This window comes from Alteromonas sp. KUL150 (assembly GCF_009811475.1).
Classification (GTDB): domain Bacteria; phylum Pseudomonadota; class Gammaproteobacteria; order Enterobacterales; family Alteromonadaceae; genus Alteromonas; species Alteromonas gracilis.
The window spans coordinates 21,312-43,522 of the sequence record NZ_BLIJ01000064.1 but is presented as its reverse complement, the minus strand read 5'-3'; the positions used below and the strand labels follow the sequence as shown (position 1 = coordinate 43,522).

11 protein-coding genes and 1 pseudogene are annotated in these 22,211 nt (G+C 42.2%); 6 read left to right on the top strand and 6 right to left on the bottom strand.

Annotated features, from left to right (window positions below):
- Positions 1 to 194: 194 nt before the first annotated feature.
- Both GVO62_RS19655 and GVO62_RS14820 read left to right on the top strand, forming a co-directional pair.
- Positions 195 to 4,826: a S8 family peptidase gene (locus GVO62_RS19655; RefSeq protein ID WP_159119889.1), complete on the top strand. Its 4,632-nt coding sequence runs from the start codon at positions 195 to 197 to the stop codon at positions 4,824 to 4,826.
- Between the two features lie 237 nt (positions 4,827 to 5,063).
- Positions 5,064 to 5,357 carry a hypothetical protein gene (locus tag GVO62_RS14820; RefSeq protein ID WP_159119888.1) on the top strand — a complete coding sequence of 98 codons (294 nt, stop codon included), beginning with the start codon at positions 5,064 to 5,066 and terminating at the stop codon, positions 5,355 to 5,357.
- Between the two features lie 603 nt (positions 5,358 to 5,960).
- On the opposite strand, the pseudogene GVO62_RS14815 reads toward GVO62_RS14820, so the two are convergent.
- From GVO62_RS14815 to GVO62_RS14795, 5 genes and pseudogenes are all read right to left on the bottom strand, one after another.
- A pseudogene (locus GVO62_RS14815) lies at positions 5,961 to 7,111 on the bottom strand (IS30 family transposase).
- Positions 7,112 to 7,250: 139 nt separating this feature from the next.
- The gene (locus GVO62_RS14810; protein ID WP_159119887.1) at positions 7,251 to 8,420 is read right to left on the bottom strand and encodes a hypothetical protein; all 1,170 of its coding nucleotides are present in this window, start codon (positions 8,418 to 8,420) and stop codon (positions 7,251 to 7,253) included.
- Between the two features lie 98 nt (positions 8,421 to 8,518).
- On the bottom strand, positions 8,519 to 9,424 hold the full coding sequence (locus GVO62_RS14805; RefSeq protein ID WP_159119886.1) for a hypothetical protein: 906 nt from the start codon (positions 9,422 to 9,424) through the stop codon (positions 8,519 to 8,521).
- 512 nt (positions 9,425 to 9,936) lie between these two features.
- The gene (locus GVO62_RS14800; protein ID WP_236547184.1) at positions 9,937 to 11,361 is read right to left on the bottom strand and encodes a cellulase family glycosylhydrolase; all 1,425 of its coding nucleotides are present in this window, start codon (positions 11,359 to 11,361) and stop codon (positions 9,937 to 9,939) included.
- Between the two features lie 170 nt (positions 11,362 to 11,531).
- Positions 11,532 to 13,016, bottom strand: coding sequence for a BNR-4 repeat-containing protein (locus tag GVO62_RS14795; RefSeq protein ID WP_236547183.1), 1,485 nt, complete (start codon positions 13,014 to 13,016; stop codon positions 11,532 to 11,534).
- Positions 13,017 to 13,323: 307 nt separating this feature from the next.
- On the opposite strand from GVO62_RS14795, the gene GVO62_RS14790 reads away from it, so the two are divergent.
- The 4 genes from GVO62_RS14790 (at position 13,324) to GVO62_RS14775 (ending at position 20,504) form a co-directional block, all read left to right on the top strand.
- Entirely contained in the window at positions 13,324 to 14,787 is a 1,464-nt protein-coding gene (locus GVO62_RS14790; RefSeq protein WP_373996024.1) for a BNR-4 repeat-containing protein, read from the top strand.
- A gap of 257 nt (positions 14,788 to 15,044) precedes the next feature.
- Positions 15,045 to 15,935 carry a DUF1961 family protein gene (locus GVO62_RS14785; RefSeq protein WP_159119885.1) on the top strand — a complete coding sequence of 297 codons (891 nt, stop codon included), beginning with the start codon at positions 15,045 to 15,047 and terminating at the stop codon, positions 15,933 to 15,935.
- Between the two features lie 105 nt (positions 15,936 to 16,040).
- On the top strand, positions 16,041 to 18,911 hold the full coding sequence (locus GVO62_RS14780) for an alpha-L-rhamnosidase (protein ID WP_159119884.1): 2,871 nt from the start codon (positions 16,041 to 16,043) through the stop codon (positions 18,909 to 18,911).
- Positions 18,912 to 19,043: 132 nt separating this feature from the next.
- On the top strand, positions 19,044 to 20,504 hold the full coding sequence (locus GVO62_RS14775) for a tetratricopeptide repeat protein (RefSeq protein ID WP_159119883.1): 1,461 nt from the start codon (positions 19,044 to 19,046) through the stop codon (positions 20,502 to 20,504).
- Positions 20,505 to 20,642: 138 nt separating this feature from the next.
- On the opposite strand, the gene GVO62_RS14770 is transcribed toward GVO62_RS14775, so the two are convergent.
- Positions 20,643 to 22,100 (bottom strand): sulfatase, encoded by a 1,458-nt coding sequence (locus GVO62_RS14770; protein WP_159119882.1) that lies wholly within the window; start codon positions 22,098 to 22,100, stop codon positions 20,643 to 20,645.
- Between the last annotated feature and the right edge of the window lie 111 nt (positions 22,101 to 22,211).

The window sequence follows — 22,211 nt, the reverse complement described above, 5'->3', positions numbered from 1 at the left end:
GGGAATTGCCTTTTTTAACTTCGTTTCATTATGTTCTACCACAAAACTTCCGCGATATTCTAGAGAGGGTTTAAGCGTGTTTCCTTGTGGCGAAGCTGCATGGAAATATACGCTAAAAAGGCATAGTGCCTTTTTAGCGTTGGCGTTAAACATTTATCTGCTGCCAAGCAGGATATATAAATAAGAGAAAAATTATGAAAAAGCACCTTTCCAAGGCAAACACGGTCGCGTTGACCGCGTCTATCGTGGCCTCCTTTTCGATAAACTATGCTGCTGCTGACACCGCAGATGATATTGAAGCTAGGAAAATTTGGTCACCTGAAAATGTCGCACCAGTTCGAATCATCGACCCAGACACGCAAATAACAGGTAACAGAACATTTAAGATTGAGCACTATGACCATGAACTAGTTGAGGGCACGCCTTATAAATACGTCGTAAGGTTTAAAGACAAACCCGTCCCTCTTTATCAAGGCTCAGTACCAGGTTTAGAAGCAACAAACCCACATATGAAACTGATGAAAATGAACAATCGTTTTTTATCAGACAGCGCTGTCCAAAAAATTGTAAAAGATGCAGGTCATATTGAATCATATGTGCGCTATTTGAAAGGCAAGCAACAGAGTATGATGGATTCCATATACAATGTTGCGCCAGCCAATCAAGTTATTGCTTCCCTCCAGTTTGCAATGAATGGCGTGGTGCTAAAGGTCACACCAGAGGAAGCCGAAAAAATAGCGAGGCTTGATGGTGTATTAGCCGTTGAGCGTGACGTAACAGTCGAAATAGAAACTGATGTTGGGCCGTCATTAATAGGCGCTCCAGCAGTATGGAGCGGCAGCGCTTCCAACGGTTTATCTGAAATGGGCGAAGGTATAGTGATTGGTATTATCGATAGTGGTATCAATACTGACCATCCTTCATTTGCCGCGGTAGGCGACGATGGATATGCGCACACAAACCCTTTAGGTAAAGGCAATTACGTTGGGGATTGCGCCAATGGTTTTCCAGAGCTTTGTAATGATAAATTGATTGGTGTGCGCAGCTACAATCTGATTACAGATAACTATAGCGACTCCTCTGTGTTTCCACCAGGCCTGCCTGCAAATGGGGAAGACTATAGTGGACATGGCAGTCACGTTGCTAGCACCGCAGGTGGAAACGTATTGTTTGATGTTCCACTTCAAGCAACTTCCAAAGTTGAGGAGAGTGATGGTATTCCACTGGGTTTAAGCCTTGACCGCCTTTCAGGTGTTGCGCCACATGCCAATATTATTTCATATCAAGTATGCAGCCCCGGTGGCACTGGTGACACATACGGTGGGTGTAGTTTAGTGGCGAGTGTCTTGGCTATTGAAGACGCTATCAAAGATGGCGTTGACGTGTTGAACTATTCTATATCGAGTCCTCCAGGAAACCCTTGGAATAACGCGGTAGAGAACGCATTTTTAGCTGCTCGAAATTCCGGTATGTTTGTTGCCACTTCGGCAGGAAATTCTGGCCGACAAGGTACAAATAAATCAGCGCCTTGGTATACATCCGTTGCAGCAACTGAACATGGACGACAGTTTACTTTGGGAAACACACTGGGCCAATTTAGTGGTGGCGCATTCGATTTATCACCTATGGCGGGTCAAGGTATAGGTGATATGACAACCGGGAGTATTGTGTATGCCGGTGATTTTACAATACCCAATGAAACCAACGAGATTGCGGCAAAATGTTTAGTACCGTTCCCTGCTGGAACATTTGAAAATAATATTGTTGTTTGCGACCGTGGAGATATTGGCATGGTCACAAAATCTCGTAATGTCGAGGCCGGTGGCGCGTCTGGGATTATCGTTGTAAATACTGCAGAAACAGCTGACACACTTATAGCCAATGAATTCTCTATTCCAGGTATCCATTTGAGGCAGTCAGATGGTGATAGCCTGAAGCAATGGCTAACTTCGGGTTCGCAGCACCAAGGTACAATATTTGCTCCAATTGCGGGCGAGCAGTTCAACCCTGATAGAGTTGATGCTATTGCCGATTTTTCATCGCGGGGTCCCAATCAAGAGATTGATACACTATCCCCTACGCTAGCAGCGCCTGGTGTATCTATATATGCAGCCAATGCAGATCAACAATTTGGAAAAGACGGTACAGGTCCTAACGCGAGCGACTTCAGATTGCTCAGTGGTACTTCTATGGCAAGCCCCCATGTTACTGGTGCTGCAGCATTGTTAAAAGGGTTACACCCAAGTTGGACGCCAGACAATATACGTTCAGCCTTATCAATGACAGCAGAACGCACTGTGACATTGGAAGATGGTAGTACACCCGCCGACGCATTAGTCATGGGTTCAGGTCGTATTCGTGTTGATTTAGCAGCTAAGGCTGGTCTTGTTATGGACGAGTTAGATGTAAATTATGCCATGGCTAACCCAGCTGACGGTGGCGATGAGAAGACACTTAACCTGCCAAGTTTAACTGACTCCAACTGTTTGATATCTTGTTCGTGGACTCGAACGGTAACGGCAACCCAAGACGGTTCGTGGGTGGTTAATACACAAACTGAATCGAACGATATAACTGTCGTAGCGTCGCCACAGACATTCGAGCTTGATGAAGGTGAGTCTCAAACAATCAATTTTGAGCTTCGTAGCAGAACCTTAGTTGGAAAAGATTGGACGTTTGGTCAAGTAGTATTGTCGTCTACTAGCAGTCCAGAACTGCATATGCCGATATTAGTGAGCCAATCGAGTATAAGTGTTCCTGATGTCGTGAATATCAATGCGAAACGTAATACTGATTCACAAGTATTTGGTGACTTTTTTATTGGTAATCCTCAAGACCTTACTATCAATACTAGTATGGCACGACCACAATCGTTTAATATTCCCGTTCCTATTGATAGTGATAACGAATCTGTTTTTGATAACCTCGAAGATGGAACACTTGTTATTCCTATTTCCACCTTTGACGTAACAACAAGAGTCGTTTTTGAAGTAACTGAAACGACAGCTTCAGAGTATAGTCTTTACCTTATTCATGATCGTAATCAAAACGGATTACCGGAAGCATTTGAGCTTATTCAGTCTTTCGATTCTGAGTTTGGTGGCGGTGCTCTTGATTTAGTTCGACCCGACAAAGGTGATTATTGGATAGTGCTACAAAATAAAAACAACTTTATCGAAGGTGCTACAAATGATTTTGGGCTCGAATTTACCTATGTAGAGAGCTTCAACGATGACGTAGTGAGTGTAGCAAATACATTAAGTGAAGATGGTATAACGTCTAACCTTCGCTTTGTTTGGTCCATAGAAGATGACCAAAATCCATCAAAATATTATGGTGTAGTTACCTTTGGTGTCGAGGGTACAGCAGGTAATGAATTTGCGGCAGTACCGATTAACTTAACGAAACTAGAAGATGACATCTCTATAACAACTGAGCAGTTTGACAGGATAAACAAGGGACAAAAAGTTGATTACAAAGTCAAAGTGGCGACTAACTTAGGTCCCAACGATAGACGTTACAATGTTGTTATTGATTTACCAAAAGGCGTTTTGCCTGACATGCGCTCATTGCCTGACAACGCTACATTCTCAATTAGTGAAAATACACTGTCATGGGACATAGTGCAGTTATCAACTATTAAGAACGCCCCTAGCTATCGTTTTACAACCAATGAAAATGATAATATGTGTCAAACGCCACTTAGCGCTGGACTAAACGGTGGTTATATTCCCTTATCTGAATTAGGTGTACCTCCCTTACTAACCAGCGAGGCATCCGATGGTATCGTTCAGTTATTGGATATTAGTCCGTCATTTTTGGGCAGAACAGAAACACCAGAGGGTATTCCATATGTGTTGTCTATCTTTGAAAACGGGCTGATTTCGATTGATGAATTTTCTAGGTCAGTTGTTTTCAATACTTCTGGTTTATCGAATAATCCTAGAGCGATGCCAGATCAATTTATACTTAATGGCCTGATAGCTCCATTTTGGCGTGATTTAGTAATCGATCGTGAAAACGGAGGCAATATGTATTTTGGCACCACATCCAATTTTCAACTAATTGTCGTTGAGTGGGATAAAATGCGCTTTAAATCCGAAGCCGCTGGTATTGAAAGAAGCAATGATACCATTAGCTTTCAAGCATTATTTAACCAAGTACCAGCTGAAGATGAGCCTAACATTATATTTGCATATCGAGATGTAGAACATGACTTAGGCAACCAAGCGCCAGTAGTTATTGGCTATGAAAATTTTGCAGGCACCGAAGGTGAGATGTTCACTTATTCTAATGGTGAAAGTGTCATTGGTGACATCACAAAAGATGTCGTAGCAGACCGTTTCATTTGCATGTATTTGGAACAACCAGGTGAAGAAAAGGAGCTACCTTTTACATTGACTGTGACTGGGTTTTTTGAAGGTAACAGCCTTACGTTTGAAGCTTCTTCTGAGGTTATCGATGATGATTTTACGCTGATTGAGCCGGTGATCCCCAATAACGCTGTTGAAATTGAGGCTGCGCCAGAAGTAAGCATTAATGGAAAGCCTATTTTCTTTAGTAGCTTCACTACTGAAATTACCTTGACTGGTGATGCAAGTGACTCAAATGGCGATGAGCTTGAATATTTGTGGACACAAACTGCAGGGCCAGACATCGTGATCGATGACAATACTAATCCGATACTTACGGTCAACGCGTCAAATGCGTCGTTTGGCAGTAGAATTGAATTGCAGCTGGAAGCATCTGATGGAAACGGTAATACGAGTACAGCAAAGGCCTTGGTGGTTGTAATGCCTAGCTTTACACAAAGACCAAGCTTTTAGCAGAAGGTAAATAAATCGATAGGGTGCAGGTTTATCTGCACTCTATCGAAGTCAGAAAAATTGTGAGGTTTGTTGATGTAAATACTTTTATTCATTCGACAAACGAAAATCTAGCTACGGTTCGGGAATCTCTCAAAAATAGTGGGTAAATGTGTCTGCTTGTGTCTGTAGTCATATGAGAGAAGCTCCATTTGTATAATGTCTTGTTTAAATCATAATCTTTGAAAGGAAAAAACAATGTTTAAAGCTTGGACAATTGTAATTGTGTGTGCTTTCTGTAGTCCGGTAATTGCTGAGGGAAAATTTGTTATTGGCTTAGAAACAGGAGTAGGCGAATTCAAAATAGATGATGGCGTTATCGACGACATTTCTACTGATGAGATAAGTGACGTAGGTACTGCAACTTCTGCTTCGATTTCTTATAGATGGTCGAATAATATTGTTATAGAAGGCAATGTAAACGGTTCTGGTAATCAAGCTTTATCTCTGGGTTTAACAGATTTGTATGGGATCGTGGAACTTAAAGCATGAGTTGGGCGTACACTTCCAATCACAAAACGCTTCAGCATTATCCCAATGATAGGTGTGAGTAACTAGAATGCTGAAATACGTAAAAGTGCTTTCCTGAACCGCGGTCCCGAGGCAGAAGGTGAGCTTGAAGGTCTAGATTTTAGTGTAAAAGTAGTCGCCGAGTTGCTTGCAAGCGATAAGATCATTGTTTCTTTGGCCTATGCCAATACATTCAGCAGCATTGGCGATATACAAGCTATTCAGGCTGGGATTAAATACCAATTCTAGGAAAGACAGTGCACCACGTACCACCTCACACCTTACAAAATCGTTGGAAGTTTTACCACATGATTATTGAAGGATTGTTCATCGCGCTTCTCTGCTTAAAAATTCACAGATGCGGAAGGAGTATAAAAGATTGAAATGACTTAGTACTCCAGTTGTTTTACTGTCATAAAGCGGCAAGCGATGTGTTAGTATAAAATCAAGGTAACGGTTTTATATTAAACAATTTAACACCAGCTTTCGCGAGGATGGGCTACGAGCTTGGGAATTACATGCTTTGAAAATTAACGCTAACGAAATTACGAGTACAGCAACATTGCTAAGCTCGCCATTGTAAGTTCAAGTGAACACCGCAACACTCCTTTCAATCATGTGTGACGGTGTTTTAAATTTCAATGTTTTCTTGGTCGTTCATTTAGTTGAGTTGTGACTTCACTGAGTCGGTCTTGAGAGTGCAGTGATAGATCCGTCTTTTTAGGGAAATATTGTCGAATAAGACTATTAGTGTTTTCATTCGTACCTCGTTGCCATGGACATCGTGGATCGCAGAAGTATACTGGCATGCCAAATTCCGCTGTTAAAACGCTATGTTTAGCCAGTTCCATACCCCTATCCCATGTAAGCGATTGGCGGTATTTAGAGGGCATTTTTTTAAACATCGCTAACAAAACCGAATTCACTGAATCTGCGTCTTTTCCTGCTAACTTCAAGATGATTGTGAAACGCGATTTCCGGTCTACTAATGTGGCAATATGAGTGTTTTTAGAGCCTGTTACTAAGTCGCCTTTCCAGTGGCCAAGGGAACGTCGATTATCAATATGTTTTGAGCGTTCGTGAATTGAAATGCCATTAACTATATTGATAGAGCCTCTATCACCTTTACGGCTATGAAACCGACTGTGCCGCATAGGCCGCTTTCTTCGTAAATGCTCAGTCAACGAGTGATGAATGATGTTCCTCGCCCTAACGTACAATGACTTATAAATGGTTTCGTGTGATACCTGCATTTTCTTACGCCGAGAATACTCGACACGTAGCCAGCCAGATATTTGCTCTGGGGACCACTTCAACTCCAGCAGCTCTATAACCAACTTTTTCAGCTCCGGGTATTGCTCTAAAACACCTGGCTTTGGCCGCTTGGAAATTCGTTTCGCACGGTTATCAGCATCAACTGCTTTGTAATATCTACGCCCTCTATTTCTGGCGATTTCACGTGATATGGTCGAAGGAGAGCGACCTAGTTGTTTAGCTATCGCTTTAATGCTCTTCTTTGCAGACAACGAAACGCGGATTTCCTCGCGTTCTGATAGCGTTAGGTGGGAAACATTACGATGCCTTGGTCTAGGTTTAATGCCACCATCTTCACGTAAAATTGTGAATACCGATCCCGGCTTTGCCTCAATGATACGACCAATATCACTGAATCCAGCACCTTGCTTCCCTAAATCAAAAACAAGTGTTCGCTCATCTTGAGTGAACGTACGTTTTATTCGCTTCATCAGCAGTCCTCATGCAAATCAGTATTTTAGTATAACTGTTGCATTGACCACTTGAGTCTACAATGACCAACTTAGCTGGCTATGAATGCTACTTACACAGATATTTTACACTCTCCGAATCGACTTTGTCTTAAGGCTCGTTTAAAGATTCGGTTTCCTGATAATTGTTAATTGCTTCTTCACCACCTTCTAGGGCCTGTTTACTAGGAGAGTTTATAAGCCATAGTCGATACTCTTCCAAAGGTAACTTCCCGCTTAATGCTCTCTCAGCAAGTGCCGCAGATGCGGCATAATGCATATGTAGCGGAATCTCTCTGAAATTACTCCATATCCAATGGTCAGCGCGCTTTACTAAACGGACTACCGCTTCTGTAAAGCTTTGTTCATTGTTTGCTATGACTTCTCTAACTTCGGTCAATAACCGAAAAGCACCTTCGGGATCTTTCTCCACTCTTGCGTTTGCCATTGCGATATAACTAGTATTTTGAACATGCACAGGTTGAGTAGCCGCCAGCCAATCAATTGTTGTAGTCAAGTCTTCTTCTGCTTGTTTGACTGCGAGTTCAGGAACGATTTGTTCAGTGTTAAAAATTCCTTCCGACTCCATCAAAACAATGAAAGCTAAATTAGGTGCATGATTGAGATAGTGCGACATGATTTTTGCGTAAGCATCATCGATTGTGGTTTTTGGCACTGAGCCTAGGGCTGCTATTTCTCTAAGCCAGACTATTGATTGTTCAGGATCGTTATTTGCCCAACCATCAGCCACAGCAACAATTACTTCTGAGTGATGTTCAGCTGAAATATATTCCTGAAGATCATAAAATACTTTCTGAGGTGAGTGTTTAGCGTAGCGCAGAAGCAAGGCTCTCATGCCAGTTTCATATTCTGACTCTGACAGAACCTCCTTTTGGGTTTGATACCAATTAAATGCATTTTCTGGCTCTGTTAAACTCCAATTCTTAACTAAAGATAAAGTAAGTGCACCTTTTGAAGTCAATTTCATGCTGTCTAAAAGAACAGCTGCTTGTCGAGGATTGGACTCAATAAGCTGATATAAGTTTTCTAATATCGTTGTGTCATCGGACTGTTCTGTTTGCGCAGTTAATGAAACGTGCTTTGGCCCTATACCTTTGCCTAAATCAGTGTTGGAGTCATGTACAGGGCCAAGAGAGACAGCGGGACGCACTGGGTCTACCGCTTGCTGAATGTTATTAGGTATAAAGCATAAAGTGATTACTACCATACCAATGCAAGCGATTAGTAAAGGAAGCATTAATTTTTCACGAGACCACTTCATATATTGACTGAGTAAGTTGTTAATATTCCAATCTTAACGTTTACATATTGCACCCTTGGTGCATGACACAACAAGGGTGAAATGTAAGCTGGTCGGAGTTAATTAACGGTCACCCTTGCTCCACTAACGAATATGATTTGGGCGTCACTTACGAGCCCGTCAAGTACGCCGTCTTCTCCACCCTGAACATAAGCGCCCCAACGTGATACAGACTTTAAGTTACCGCGATCCCACGAGTCGTCGGCCATTTCAACGTTATCAATAAACACCTTGTAGTTGCGACCATCATCGGTCACGCGGAAGTTGAAGCTATCGCCAACATTTTTGCCTGTATCGATCTTAACCCAGTCTGACTTTCTTTGTCTGCGTTTAACGATCACCACGTCACCGTCAGCCTCTACCCAGAGCGCTACTCCCCACGCCGGATCAAACCCCCCCTCTGCGGTTGCCTTTGACTGATAAATTTTGACGTCTTTACTGCCATTGTGGGCGTGAACCCGGTAACGTGCAGAGAATGTCATAGTCTTATTATCGTTAAATCGGATACCGTCGTTTGGAGCGAAAGCTTCACTACGGCCTGCACCCTCACGAGACGTAGCCAAATTCTCGTCGCCAGGAAAAACACGAAATACCTGTGTATTTCCATCTTTTTGATACCAACGACTACTCGTCGGGTTGTCAAAACCAGTACTAAAAGGATTGTGCCAGCGAAGTTTGCTATTCGACATTGGAGAGCGAGTTCCAGTACTTGTCCGCTCAACGTCTGAATTATTCACGTCAATACGAGTGCCGCGCGTATCAATTGTGCCGTCTTCTACGGCTTCCTTTAGGGCATTTCTCTCTTCGTTGGTTTGCGGACGAGAGATACCTGATGATAGAACCGACCATCTGGGATCCCAGCTTTTAAATGACTCTTGAGCGAATGCTGCAGGTGTAGTTAGGGACAAGGAAATTGCCGTTGTAAATATGGCAGTGGTATAGCCGAACATTTTTGGTGTTTTCATTTATGCTAATCTCTTTTTGCTAAACCTAGATCAAATCTGAATTACGTTAATTGACGATTAGTTTGATACTGGTAGGGCGTTAATTTAAGCAGCGGGTATGGCCGAGCTATTATCAAAAAGTAACAACAGGCTATCGTGACGTCAGAAAAACCATCATTATTCGCACTTAAAAACGATCAATATCAATCATATTCGTGTCAAAATAAATCATTAATAGCGAGTTTGCAACGTAAATTTAACAAATCTATAACGATCTGCACGCTGCATGATATTGAATCTTTATGTTGCACCACTAGTTAGGCAATGAAGAAATAGCAGCGGTCGAACAGGAGGTACTCAATTTTTAAATCGCTTACCTTTTAGATGATGTTTATTAGGCCGTCGCATTTCATTGTTACTATCCACTCGATTGTTTTGTTGTTTAAAGCCTTGTAAGCCCAATCAATCTTAATGGCAGCTTAAATTGTAACCTACTCGCCTTGGCTGTAATAATCAGGTATTTGCTACGAGGTCTAATTCTTTGCAGCCGGATCTGGTTCTCTGTAAATCCCTGGTTCTATTCTTACATTAACTAGCTCATCGTTTGAGGGCCAGGCGAGCACAACCAGCTGCTGCCTGTCTGCATCCCAGATAAAATCACTGGGCTTCGTATTGGCTTTAGACGAATACACACGAAAACCTGTTTTCATCGGACTGTGTGTTAGAATTATGTCGTCGCCGACGTGAATAGAGAATCCATCAGGGTAGTGGCGATCAGCTGCTACGAATATTCTTGATGCCCCTTTACTATTATCGGTTTTGATATTGAGATCTAGTGTGCGGGTGGCGAAATGAAACATAAAGTTTTTAATATCGCCGGCAATATACTGCGGATACGGGCGAGCAATTATATCGGTGATATATTTTCGCTCAACTGTTCCGTCGGCTTGTTTATCCGAAAAAATCGCCCAGGTCGATTCACCTCCAGGCAAAAAATTCTGATAGCTACGATTACCTAAAAACCAAGCTTTTATTGAACCGACACCCATTTGGTCAAAAATTTTCGCTGTGCGAATATAAAACTCGATGTAGTGGAGTTGTTCTTGTACAGACTTATCGGTGGTAAGTAACGTGGGAAATCCCCATTCCCCCACCAAAATTGGTGCTTGAAGTAGGTCTGCTTCTTTATCAAACCGTTCCATGGTAGGTGCGATGTAGTCGATATACTCTTGGTATATGTGTGGAGCAAAAACAATGTTTTTGCTGTTTACTCTTTTCTTAATTTCCGCGTACTGATTTTTGTTTATTGCTTCACCTTTGTTCATAAAAATAGTTTGAATCAAGAACAACTTTTCGTCGCTGTAGGGCAGTGCGGCATCGATAATTTTTTCGTAAAGCGGAATTAAATAATCGCTAGTTAGCTCGTCATAAGACTGTGTAAGTTCTTTTTTTCTCGGCTCGTTTACCAAGTCATAGCCGATAACTGCATCATTGTCTTTAAATGCATCCCAAATATGTCGCCATGCGTTAATGTACTTTTCTTGCGCTTTATTTTGATTGAAGTATAGGTCTGGCCATGAAAAACCTTTGGCGCCATAGACCGTTAACTTAAACACGGTTTTAATACCCGCTTCTCTGCCAAGGCGAACAGCACGTTTTAAACGCGCTAAGTATTCAGGTTGAAACGTTGAATTACCGAAAGTGCTTAATTTACCTAATTCTAATCTTACCACCTGTACATTGGCGCCCATTCGTACCATGCGCACATAATCTTCTTGTGAGAAGTTAACTTCTCCACCCGCATCGTTAGTGTTTACTACAAAGCCGCGCGGGATCATGTGTCGGCCTGCTTCATCGCGCAGGCCATGTTTAATGTCTTGTGCAAGTACTACATTATTTGCAAACAGTGGAAGCAGCAAAGTAAATAGCAGTGTTCTCAAAAGGGATTGTTTCATCATAAAAACCTCTTGTTGTTTCTATTAGTTGCACGATGGCAGAGCACAAATGAACAGATTGTTCTCCATCTATGTGGTGCTATCCGTAAAAAATTTACTTCTCGTCTCAAAAGATCTGTTTCTATAGTATTCACACATCTGCTGGGCGAACTTTGAAATGAGCTAACCCACCGCTATTTCAATGAAAACACTTGTAGATACAAACTACGCGTGTCGTCTGAGCCTTCCGCGTCTTTCAGGTAGTAGTAGGCCTTATTATCTTTAAAAAAGACCACGGCTTTATCAAATGTCGGGCCTTGCTTGTGTTCGTAAATAGTAGTGAAAGTTTCTGAGTTGTCCTCAGCCTTTGCGATCACAACATGCCCATTTTCCAATCCAGTAAGATAGACATCGTCCCCATTACTAAACAGTTGACCACCAAAGGGAACCCGAACAGTGGTAAAGCTTTTTTGCCCAGATTTACGAAATGTATGCAGATTTATCTCTTCGTTAAACTCAAGGTCTTCTACTTTACTTATGAAGTGCTCATCGCCACTGTTTGTTACTGTGAAGTCAAACCCGTGAACAATGGAAACCTGGTTCTTTTTCTTTGTTTTCGCCCAATTTCCAGGCTCTTCGATTTGGATTTTTTCAGAAATAGCTAAGGGAATTTTAATCGGTTCAGCGTATGCATTTTTCCAGTCCGAGACGCCATGGGGGTCTTCGGAATACGCGTAGTAAATACCGTTTTGATATAGGTATTTGTCTGAGGTGTTTTTTGACCGGCGCTGAAACGCTATACGAAATTTACCGCCGGTGAACTTGAAGTCACCATACAAACCCCAGTTGTATTCGCTACCATGCTCTGAGGCTAAAACCTGGTTGAAATCATAATATCCATGCCATTTTTTACCGTCATAACGCGCGAAAAGCATTTTTCCATTTGCTGAAAACCCGTAACGCATTTTCATAAACAAATCTCCATCCTTTCCTGTGAAAAAAGCAGGGTAGGTAAGAAGTTTTGTTGTATCGATGTCGTCAATGCCATCGAAGGCTAAATGCTTATAGTGGCCAGCGGGTGAGTTGACGAATTGTTTCAAAGTAAACTTGTCGTCTGGCACTGAGGCTGCGCCCTCAAGGGAATAAGAGTATCGCAGATAATCTTGAGAAAAGGCTTCCACTCTACCATTGCGATGCATATCGTATAACAAGTGAATGGTGTCGTTTACGGGGCTTATCCCCACTGCAATCGTGTTATGTGTTTCGCCCAACCACCATTTGCCTCTAAATCCTGTGTGCTGGTGGGGAAACTGAATAGTTTTAAGCACACCAGTTTTCGTATTGAGGCGTGAAAGCATTACATGCCGATTGTTTTTGCCGCCTTGATACCACGTCATAAACACAAAGTGTTTGTACACCTTAATACAGTCACCGTGAGGCGATAATGCATTGCCGAAGATATAATCGTAACCATCTGAGTTATTTTCTGTGTAAGAGCCTTTGACCTTATTCCCATTGAAAAAGAGTGCGTTGTCAGTGACAAGTAATTCAGTATCTAACTTTACAGAAGCGTAGATATTAATACTGAAAGATATAGAACTAATAAGAAGTAGAGGAGCAAGGTTGTTCTTTACAAAAATACCTAATTTTTTAAAGTTTTTTGCGTGATGTACTAGCAAATTTCGGCCCTCTCTTCAAAAGCTTGTGAGCGTAATAAGCTTAACGGTTTTGCGTTATATGGATAACCTTCAGTCTTTCCTATATTACATTTATTGTTTTCTGTTGACTGAATTTGGTCGTTAATGAGTGAAAATGGTTTTAATTAAATGTACACTGCTTGTAAGTGTATAGCGAGTAATTCCGATGAAATTAAAACTAAAAATACGCAGCTCAACGCAGCAAATTAGCGCTTATGTAAAAGCTGTAGTTGCGCTTTCAATGTTAACAGCCTGCACCTCGAGCGACACTGTGGATGTATCTTCTGGTATGTACAAAGAGAGTGGGGTATTTCTCGAGAGCCAGACAAAAATAACGGATGGCGCGCTCCATTTTGATGGCAAGAAGCTCAATCATAAAACCTTTGAAAACCCTTCGTCAGGGCGCGAGTACGATTATTTCTTTGGAAGAAATATCTCGGCTCATGGTGATGCCGTAAAACCTTACAAGCATTACGTTTTTATGACCTGGTACAAAGGCGGCAAGGAAGAACGCAATGTTATGCTTTCAAGGTTTAACACCAAAACTGGCGTTGTTAAGACCATCCAGTTTCCTCATCGACACACAGGTTTTCGTGGCGATCCATTGGTAGGAGAGTCTCATAACACCATCGGTTTAGCCGTGAGCCCGTTAAATGGCACCATTCATATGGTTTACGACATGCATGCCTATGTCGACGACGATGCAAATGGCAGGTTCAAGGGACGGTTTGTTAACGACTTTTTCCGCTACTCTTATTCAGTGGTCGGTGCAGCAGATGTACCGGATGACGAATTTACATTAGAACAGTTCGTAAAAGATACCAGTGAAGTGAGTCAGGGTGCCGATGACTACAAACATTTGACCATGACCGGTAACTTGGCAGACAAAGAAAATTTTTCTGCGCTGACATACCCCAAGTTCTACACAAGTGAAGATGGCGAACTTCTGCATTACATGCGTTGGGGCGGCAATAACAATGGTGCTTATTATTTCAATAAGTACGACGCCGAAAAACAAGAGTGGACTCGTTTTACACCTTTCAATCATAAAGACCAAGAAACGCATGGCAATGCTTATAACTGGGGCTTATATGGCCAGATGAAGTATATAAACGGTAAGTTACGCGTAGGCTTTCAGCAACGCAGTGCCAACAACAATGATCGCTATAAGTATCAAAATGGCGTTTATTATGCGTATTCTGATCATCCTGATGGCTTAGGTGAATGGAAAAATGTAGATGGCGAGGACATGACTTGGCCCTTGGTTAATTCTGATGAAATAAAAATCTTTGAGCCTGGCGATTACATCGGTCATAAAGAGCCAAACTCTGTACACATTGTAACGGGCTTTGACTGGACGGTTACAGAGAATGACGATATTCACTTTATAACTCACGTTCGTTCTACCGATACTAAGCGAAGTGACTACAAGGAAGTGTCGATACACGCCTTTAAAACCGCCAACGCAGAAGACTTTACTATTACAACTGACTTCACTGGGGCCGATTCTATCTATACGTCAGGTGATAGTATTTTCATAATTGGACTCAAAAACGGTTACCCGTTTATTGAAAAAGCGAAAGGTGGTACCAACGATTTTGAAGTAGTTTATCAGCAAACATCTGGCGCTAAGTTTGATCATGGAACCATTCATATTGAAAACGGCAAAGCGTACTACTATTTAATGGAAAAAGGCGCTGGAAATGCGCTGCCGCTTTATTTACAAGTCATTGATTTAGGTGTTCAAATATAACCTAAGCGCTATGCTTATGACTACGTTGCAAAAGTTAGGTGAGAGGGTGCCATCCCTCTTACCCCTGCGGTTGCGTGTTATTTAGTTGTGCGTAAAAGCCAAATTTACTTCTCGTAGCTAGAGCGAGAATATAAGAAAGCACTGCTCGACTGTCTGCCCTCATATTTCCCTTTCAATAGTAATCAAAATATGTCAAATTGTTGCATAAATGTTACGTTAACAATCAAAAATAACGTATTTTTGCAAGAGATTCTACGATGTTGAAGCTTTCAAAATGTGCTTTTTCGCTTACAGTGATTGTTGTTGCTTTATCTGGATGTGTAAGCGATAGGCATAGTTACCCTTCTCAAAATCACGCGGCCGATGCAGATACTGTTGCGTACTTTCCTGACGCTGGATTAAATAACTCTGTTTCTGATAGTTCAGAGTTTGAAGAGTTACGGAGCCTTAATTGGCAACAGGTATTTTTCGATTCAGGAACGGAAAACTGGCGAGAAAATTGGATAAAAGACGGCTTAATTGGAACCGTTGAAAATTCGCCCGAGGGTATGCATGTCAAGGCTGGGCCTGAGGCAGATAATCATGCGCACCACATGGTGTTATGGACCAAGCGTACATTTGAAGGTGATGTAAAAGTCAGTTTCGAATACACCCGCACCGACAGTGCCGAATTATACGTGACTATATTGTATTTGCTCGCATCTGGGGAAGGTACACCAGAGTTTCCCACAGACATTATGGAGTGGGCTGAATACCGCAACGAACCCTACATGCGCCACTATTTTGACAATATGGACACTTATCATATTAGTTATGCAGCATTTGGTTTAGGTGAAGAAGATGCGCCTGACGACTACATTCGAGCCCGCAGGTATCTTCCACTTGCCAACAAACGCCTAATGGGCACTGCACTGAAGGGGGATTTCACCAACACGGGCTTCTTTGAGACTGGAGTTCCGCACCAAATAACGGTTATCAAACGCGACGACACACTATGGATGAAAGTGTCTAACGAAGAGCAAACTCAACTTTATAAGTGGTCGACGGCTAGCCACCCCAATATTAAGAAGGGGCGTATAGGGCTACGTCATATGTTCACGCGAAGCGCCTTGTATAAAAACGTTCAAGTGTCGGCTCTGTCTTCATAACAAACTACATTTTACAGATCATATAAGCCGTCACTCTGGAGCCGAAACTAATGTTAAATAACGAAAGCTACAGCGGTAAAAAATGTTCGATTGAGAATTAACCCTATGTTTAAACTTCCACTATTTAAGAATTCAACATCTTTGCTGCGTGACTGGCGAACTTATTCATTTGTATGTTTGTCAACTGTGCTATTGTTTTCTTGTGCTAATAAAGAAAAATACGTTCAAACACTAGCGCAACCTGAGCAACTGACGATCAGTGAAGGCTTTGTAGAGCCAGTTGGTTTCTATGATGCTCAGCCTTCATTTTCATGGAAACTCCCCGTTGATGCTTCTGTAAAAGCGCAATCGCAATATCGGATAGTCGTTGCCTCATCGCCAGACCTTTTGCCTGGCAACCCAGATTTGTGGGACAGCGGCGTCATTAATAGTGATACAACTAATTTCGTCCATTACGAGGGCAATGAGTTAAAATCCCGGCAACGAGTTTTCTGGCAGGTTAAATATTGGAATGAGCGTGGTTTCGACTCTAATTGGAGTGCATTAGCTTCTTTTGAACTCGGGTTGTTATCTAGTAGCGACTGGAGCGCAGAATGGATTGAGATAGAGCAACCCACACCGCTTGAGCTAGATAAATTTGATACGCCTATCCATATTCCTCAATATTTGCGAACGACGTTTACAGCAGATAAGAGTATTAAATCGGCACGCTTGTATATTACTGCAAAAGGGCTATTCGAATCATTTATCAACGGCAACCGTGTTGGAAGCGATGTACTGACACCTGGCTATACCCCTTATCACAAGCGTATCGAAACCCTTACTTACGACGTAAGCAAACTGCTTGTCTCTGGTGAAAACGCTATTGGTATTACCCTCGCTGAAGGGTGGTACGCAGGGCGCTTTGGCCCAAAACGTCACTGGCACAAAAAACGGAACATCACCCCAAAAGCGTTAGCCCAGTTAGAGATTGAATATACAGACGGTACGCGCAAAATTGTAGTGACGGATAAGAATTGGCAAGCGACTCAGCAAGGCCCGTTAAGGCGTTCTAGTTTGTACGATGGTGAAATGTTTGATGCTAACTTTTCGCTTAAAAACAACAACGCTAATTGGCATGAGCCTCAATATGAAACAGAAAACGCTCCTGAAAAATGGCGTTCAGTACAATCTTCAAACATAGATAGCGATGTTCTGCTGGAGCCCAAGCGTCATTTTACCTCTAAGAATAAACAAGTGTTGGCCCCCGTTTCCCTGCATAAAGTTGATGGCAAGATTATATTTGATTTGGGGCAGAACATGGTGGGCGTCGCGCGCGTCAACCTGCCTATGATTGAAGGGGAGAAGCTCAAAATACGATTCGCTGAGGGTATTAACAGTGACGGTAGCCTATACACCAAAAACCTCGGAAGCGCTGCACAGGAAGATACGTATGTTGCGGCTAAAAGCGGTGTTGTTGACTGGCGACCTCAATTCACATTTCATGGTTTCCGATATGTTGAAGTGAGTGGCTTCGATGAAAAAGAAGCGCCCCAACTTGATTGGATAGAAGGTATCGTTCAGTACACAGATTTTGAATTAACCGGTCATTTCACCTCGTCAGATCCCGAATTGAACCAGCTACAGTCGAACATAGAATGGGGTCTTAAAGGTAACTTTTTGGATATTCCCACCGATTGTCCACAACGTTCTGAAAGATTGGGGTGGACTGGTGACGCGCTTGCTTTTGCGCCCACATCACTATTTATTGCCGATAGTCACGCATTTTGGAGCGCTTGGTTACAGTCGATAAGAGAAGAGCAGTTTGATAACCATGGTATTCCTGTCGTGGTACCTAACGAAGTAGGCGAGATTGTGCAGGCGGGTTGGTCAGACGCCGCAGTGACCATCCCATGGGACGTATACTGGCGTACGGGAGACGAACGCGTTCTCAAAGAAAACTACACGATGATGAAACGTTGGATTCTTTATCATCAAAGCCAACTTGAGAATGGCGTAAGCAAAATGTGGACAGTGGGGGACTGGTTACAACCCTATTCAACGCGCGAGGATTCGCGTCGTGGCGAAACTGATCATGGGCTTATCTCGACAGCTTTTTATGCCCGCTCCCTCGATATAGTTGCTCGCACAGCTAAGGTGTTGCAGAGAACAGATGACGCAAAGCATTACGCTTCTTTATTTGAAGAAGTTAAAGCGAACTTTCAAGCAGCCTTCTTCGATCAACAAGGCAATATCAAACAAGGTCAACCCACACAAACCTCCTATTTGCTAGCCATAGGCTTTGACTTAGTTTCTGATGAAATTTTGCAAGCTGCCGAAGCTAACCTCATGAAGCAATTTGAAATTGCCGGCGGGCACCTAAGAACGGGCTTCTTAGGAACACCTCTAATAGCGCCCGTGCTAGAAAAAATTGGCCGACAAGATTTTGCATTAGAACTCTTGTTCAAAGAGTCCTATCCATCGTGGCTTTTCCCCGTGTCTCAGGGGGCTACCACAATGTGGGAACGATGGGATGGGTATACGCATGACAAAGGCTATGTGAAAAAGGCGGGCTCGTTAAATCACTACGCTTATGGCGCTATTGGGCAATGGATGTACGACCGGTTGGCAGGTATAACTCCCTTAAGCGCTGGTTATAAAGAAGTTCGTATTTCCCCTATTGTAACGACTCATTTGTCACACGCTGGCGCGACATATCAATCACCTCATGGCGAAATCAAATCCTATTGGTTTTTGAACCAAGGTGAATTACGCATGGAAATAACAATACCGCCGAATGTCACTGCTACAATTGAAGTACCGTCGTTTGTCTACGTTAAAAATAGTGTTGAAACAACGAATAAAATTAAGAAATTGAAGGGACTACTAACCGTTAATGGTGCAGCACTTAACGTTGATTCAGGGAATGATATACAAATCAATAAAAACCCCCAATTTTCGGCTGGACACTACGTTATCAGAGTGAGTAAAAAATGAATGAGTGGCAATATTTGCTAAAAATTGTTTCTGAACTCGAAAAACTATCCGCGGCAGATGTAATGACGTATGCGCCCTATTAATTACCAGATTGATCAACCAGGTCATTCACTTTAGAAAGGAAGCATTTTTATGCGCCTCAAGAAATGTTTTGCGGTAGTACTAGTTGCATTGGTATCTCACAGTAGTCATGGAGTAAATGTCCTAAAAGCCAATACAGAGTTTAAAAAAGGGAACCATACGCAAGCATTCTCACTTTATGAAGAAGGCGCTAAATTAGGTAACGCGCATGCGCAGTATCAACTTGGCGCGATGTACTCGAAAGGACTAGGTGTAGAGCCAAGTGCGGTTTCATCCATGATTTACTTTTCTCTGGCTGCAGAAAAGGGGTATCACAATGCGCAGCTTATTTTAGAAAAGATGAAATCGTCTTTAGACGAAGCGGAACTTTCACTTCTTATGAGGACAATAGATGAGGAAAGAGCCGCTCTCACTAGTTTTCAAAAGCAATTTTTACCTGAAATTAACCAGCATACTATTGATAAAAAAGTAACGTTTAGCGGCGAAAGCAGTCTAGAACAAAGAGTGTATTTTGAAGAGTTGAGTGAGTTTCAAAACTTTGATAATGAGCTTCAGAATTTCGATAGTGGTTTTGACGATTTGGATGGTGGGGAAGTACTCGATGTTGCGATAGTGGTTAACAATCCGGGCTTTTTGGTAGTAGAAAATGATGTAGCAAGCGACGGTTCTGTGAGATACGTTCGTGTAATCCAAAAATCCGGAAACACTAAACGCTTTCTTGATGCATACAAGTTGTTTCCGCTTAAACAGCCTGAGTTAGGTCAAAAGCCGACCGAATTTATCCATCGTGCTTCCATGGGCGCAGCAATAGATGACCAATTTTATTTGAATGACAATTTACCCCTCCTTTATAAAGAAACCCGTCGCGTTCTGCGAGAAGCTAAGAACAATCCGACGCTTGAATCACTTTACCAATTCGCAATAGCGATGGTCATTTTCCCTTGGATGGAGAGTGAGGATAATGAGGCAGAAAATTTGCTCAAAGATCTTGCTGAAAAAGGGCATCCGGGCGCTATGTATGAGTACGGCTTACAGTTATATATGCAGCAAAAAGATATACCTAAAGGAATAGAATGGATAACTCAGGCGAGTAAGTATGGTCTTTCTAGGGCTGAATATCGTTTAGGCAAACTACTTCTCACAAGCCCTTGGATAATTCACGATGAGAAAAAAGCACTGTTTTGGTTTGAGTCTGCAGCAGAGAAAGGTGATGAGGCAGCCAGCCTGCATGTTGCTAAAATAAAACTTACCGCTAATGATAAATCGCTAGTGGATGTTTCTGGCGCAATAGCGCATTTAGACGCTATCTCTAGTTCGCAAAATCTAAATCCAGAATACCACTACTTGCTTTCTATTTCTTACAGACTTCGTACAGAGCGCGACTTTAAAAAGTCTGTTGAGTTGTTAGAAAAAGCGATTTCGATGGGAATGCGGAGCAATTGGGATACGTCAGAGTGGCAGGCATTATTGGCTAAAATGCTACAAGGCAATATCACGGTAACAGACTTTTAATCGAAGTAAGATGAGTGACGATCGGTTAGGCCCTTCTGAGTAGAGAGGGCCTTTTCAATATTCACGAGAATCTATTCCATGAGAGTATCCACTCGTTCATCGAAACAATGTTTTGGTGACCGCTGATAAATCAGACTGCTAGTTAACCAACACTTTATTAATTAGCTGCTGATTTAGTACAGGATCATATTCAGGGTTGAGTTCGGTAGGAATCTCTGCATCCGTTTTCTTTTGCCATGCTTTGAGTTTTGCTTTTAATTCTGCAAGCTTCTGCGGATTCCTGTTCACTAAATTATTCTTCTCTGCTAAATCATTTTCCAAATTATACAGTTCAAACTCGTTGTTTTCGAAGTATTGGATTAGCTTCCAGTCGCCACTTCTTATAGCACTCCCTGGACGTGTTCTAAATAACGGGTCTTGACCTTGGTCAGTAGATGCATGGTGTGCTTGAAGATACACTGGGAAGTGCCAAAACAAATCGCGTTCTGCAATGTTACCTTTGCCTAATAAGTATCCACTTAAATCAACACCGTCCAAGACTTGATTTGGTAAACTGGCGTTCGCTAAGTTAACCAAAGTGGGATAAAAGTCGGCATTAATTACAGGTGTATGATCAAGGCCTGGTTTGATTTTTCCTGGCCAACTCACTATAAGTGGTACGCGTATACCACCGTCATAATAAGAACCTTTACCGCCACGAAGCGGCGAAGGAAAAGACGACATACGATAACCACCGTTGTCAGATGTGAAAATAACCAAGGTGTTATCGGCTAAACCTTCAGATAATAACGTGTTAACAATTCGGCCGACATTTTCATCCATATGCTCAACCATAGCAGCGTAAGTCGCTTGTTTTGCGTCATTAATTCCCTTTTTACGATACTTGTCTATCTTATCAATAACGGCTTGATAGGGAGTGTGGACAGTATAATAGGGAACATAGGCAAAAAATGGCTGGTCTTTGCTTGATTTAACCCATTCAATCACTTCGTTTGTTAGACGCTCGGTCAAATACTCGCCTTTGGGGCCATCTTTAATGTTAGGTAAGTCATAAGGACTAAAATAATTGAAGGTCATACCTTGGTGACTACCAGCAACATTAACATCAAAACCTTGTTCATCAGGGTCGGGGCCTAAGTGCCACTTGCCAAAAGAACCCGTTGTGTAGCCAACAGTTTTTAGTGATTCTGCAATTGTAATAACATCAGTGCTTATACCACGTTTGTTTATTATTGGAATTAACTTACGTGTTTTTGCATCGCCGCGGGTAGATGGGGAGACGGTATACACACCGTGACGTGGCCCATACTGACCTGACATTAATACAGCACGACTCGGCGCACAGTTAGCGGCGCCAGCATAGGCTTGGTCAAAAACCAAACCTTGCTGCGCTAACACGTCGACATTCGGGGTTTCAAAGTAACTTGAGGTTTGGTTGTATCCTACGTCAGACCAGCCAAGATCGTCCACCACGATCATAATGATATTAGGTTTGCCATATTTTTTATTATTGGCAGCGTTCGATGGCTCAGCGCTGATAACCCAAACAGTTATTGAAAAGAAAATAAAAGCTAATAATGAATATCTAAACTGCATTGTGGTCACTCACTTTTTTACTTATATATTTATTGCATTCAAAATTATGACTGCTGTGGGTTAGCGAATACGCTGCTCGTTAAGTTAGTGAAGTCCTACGCATTATTTCTC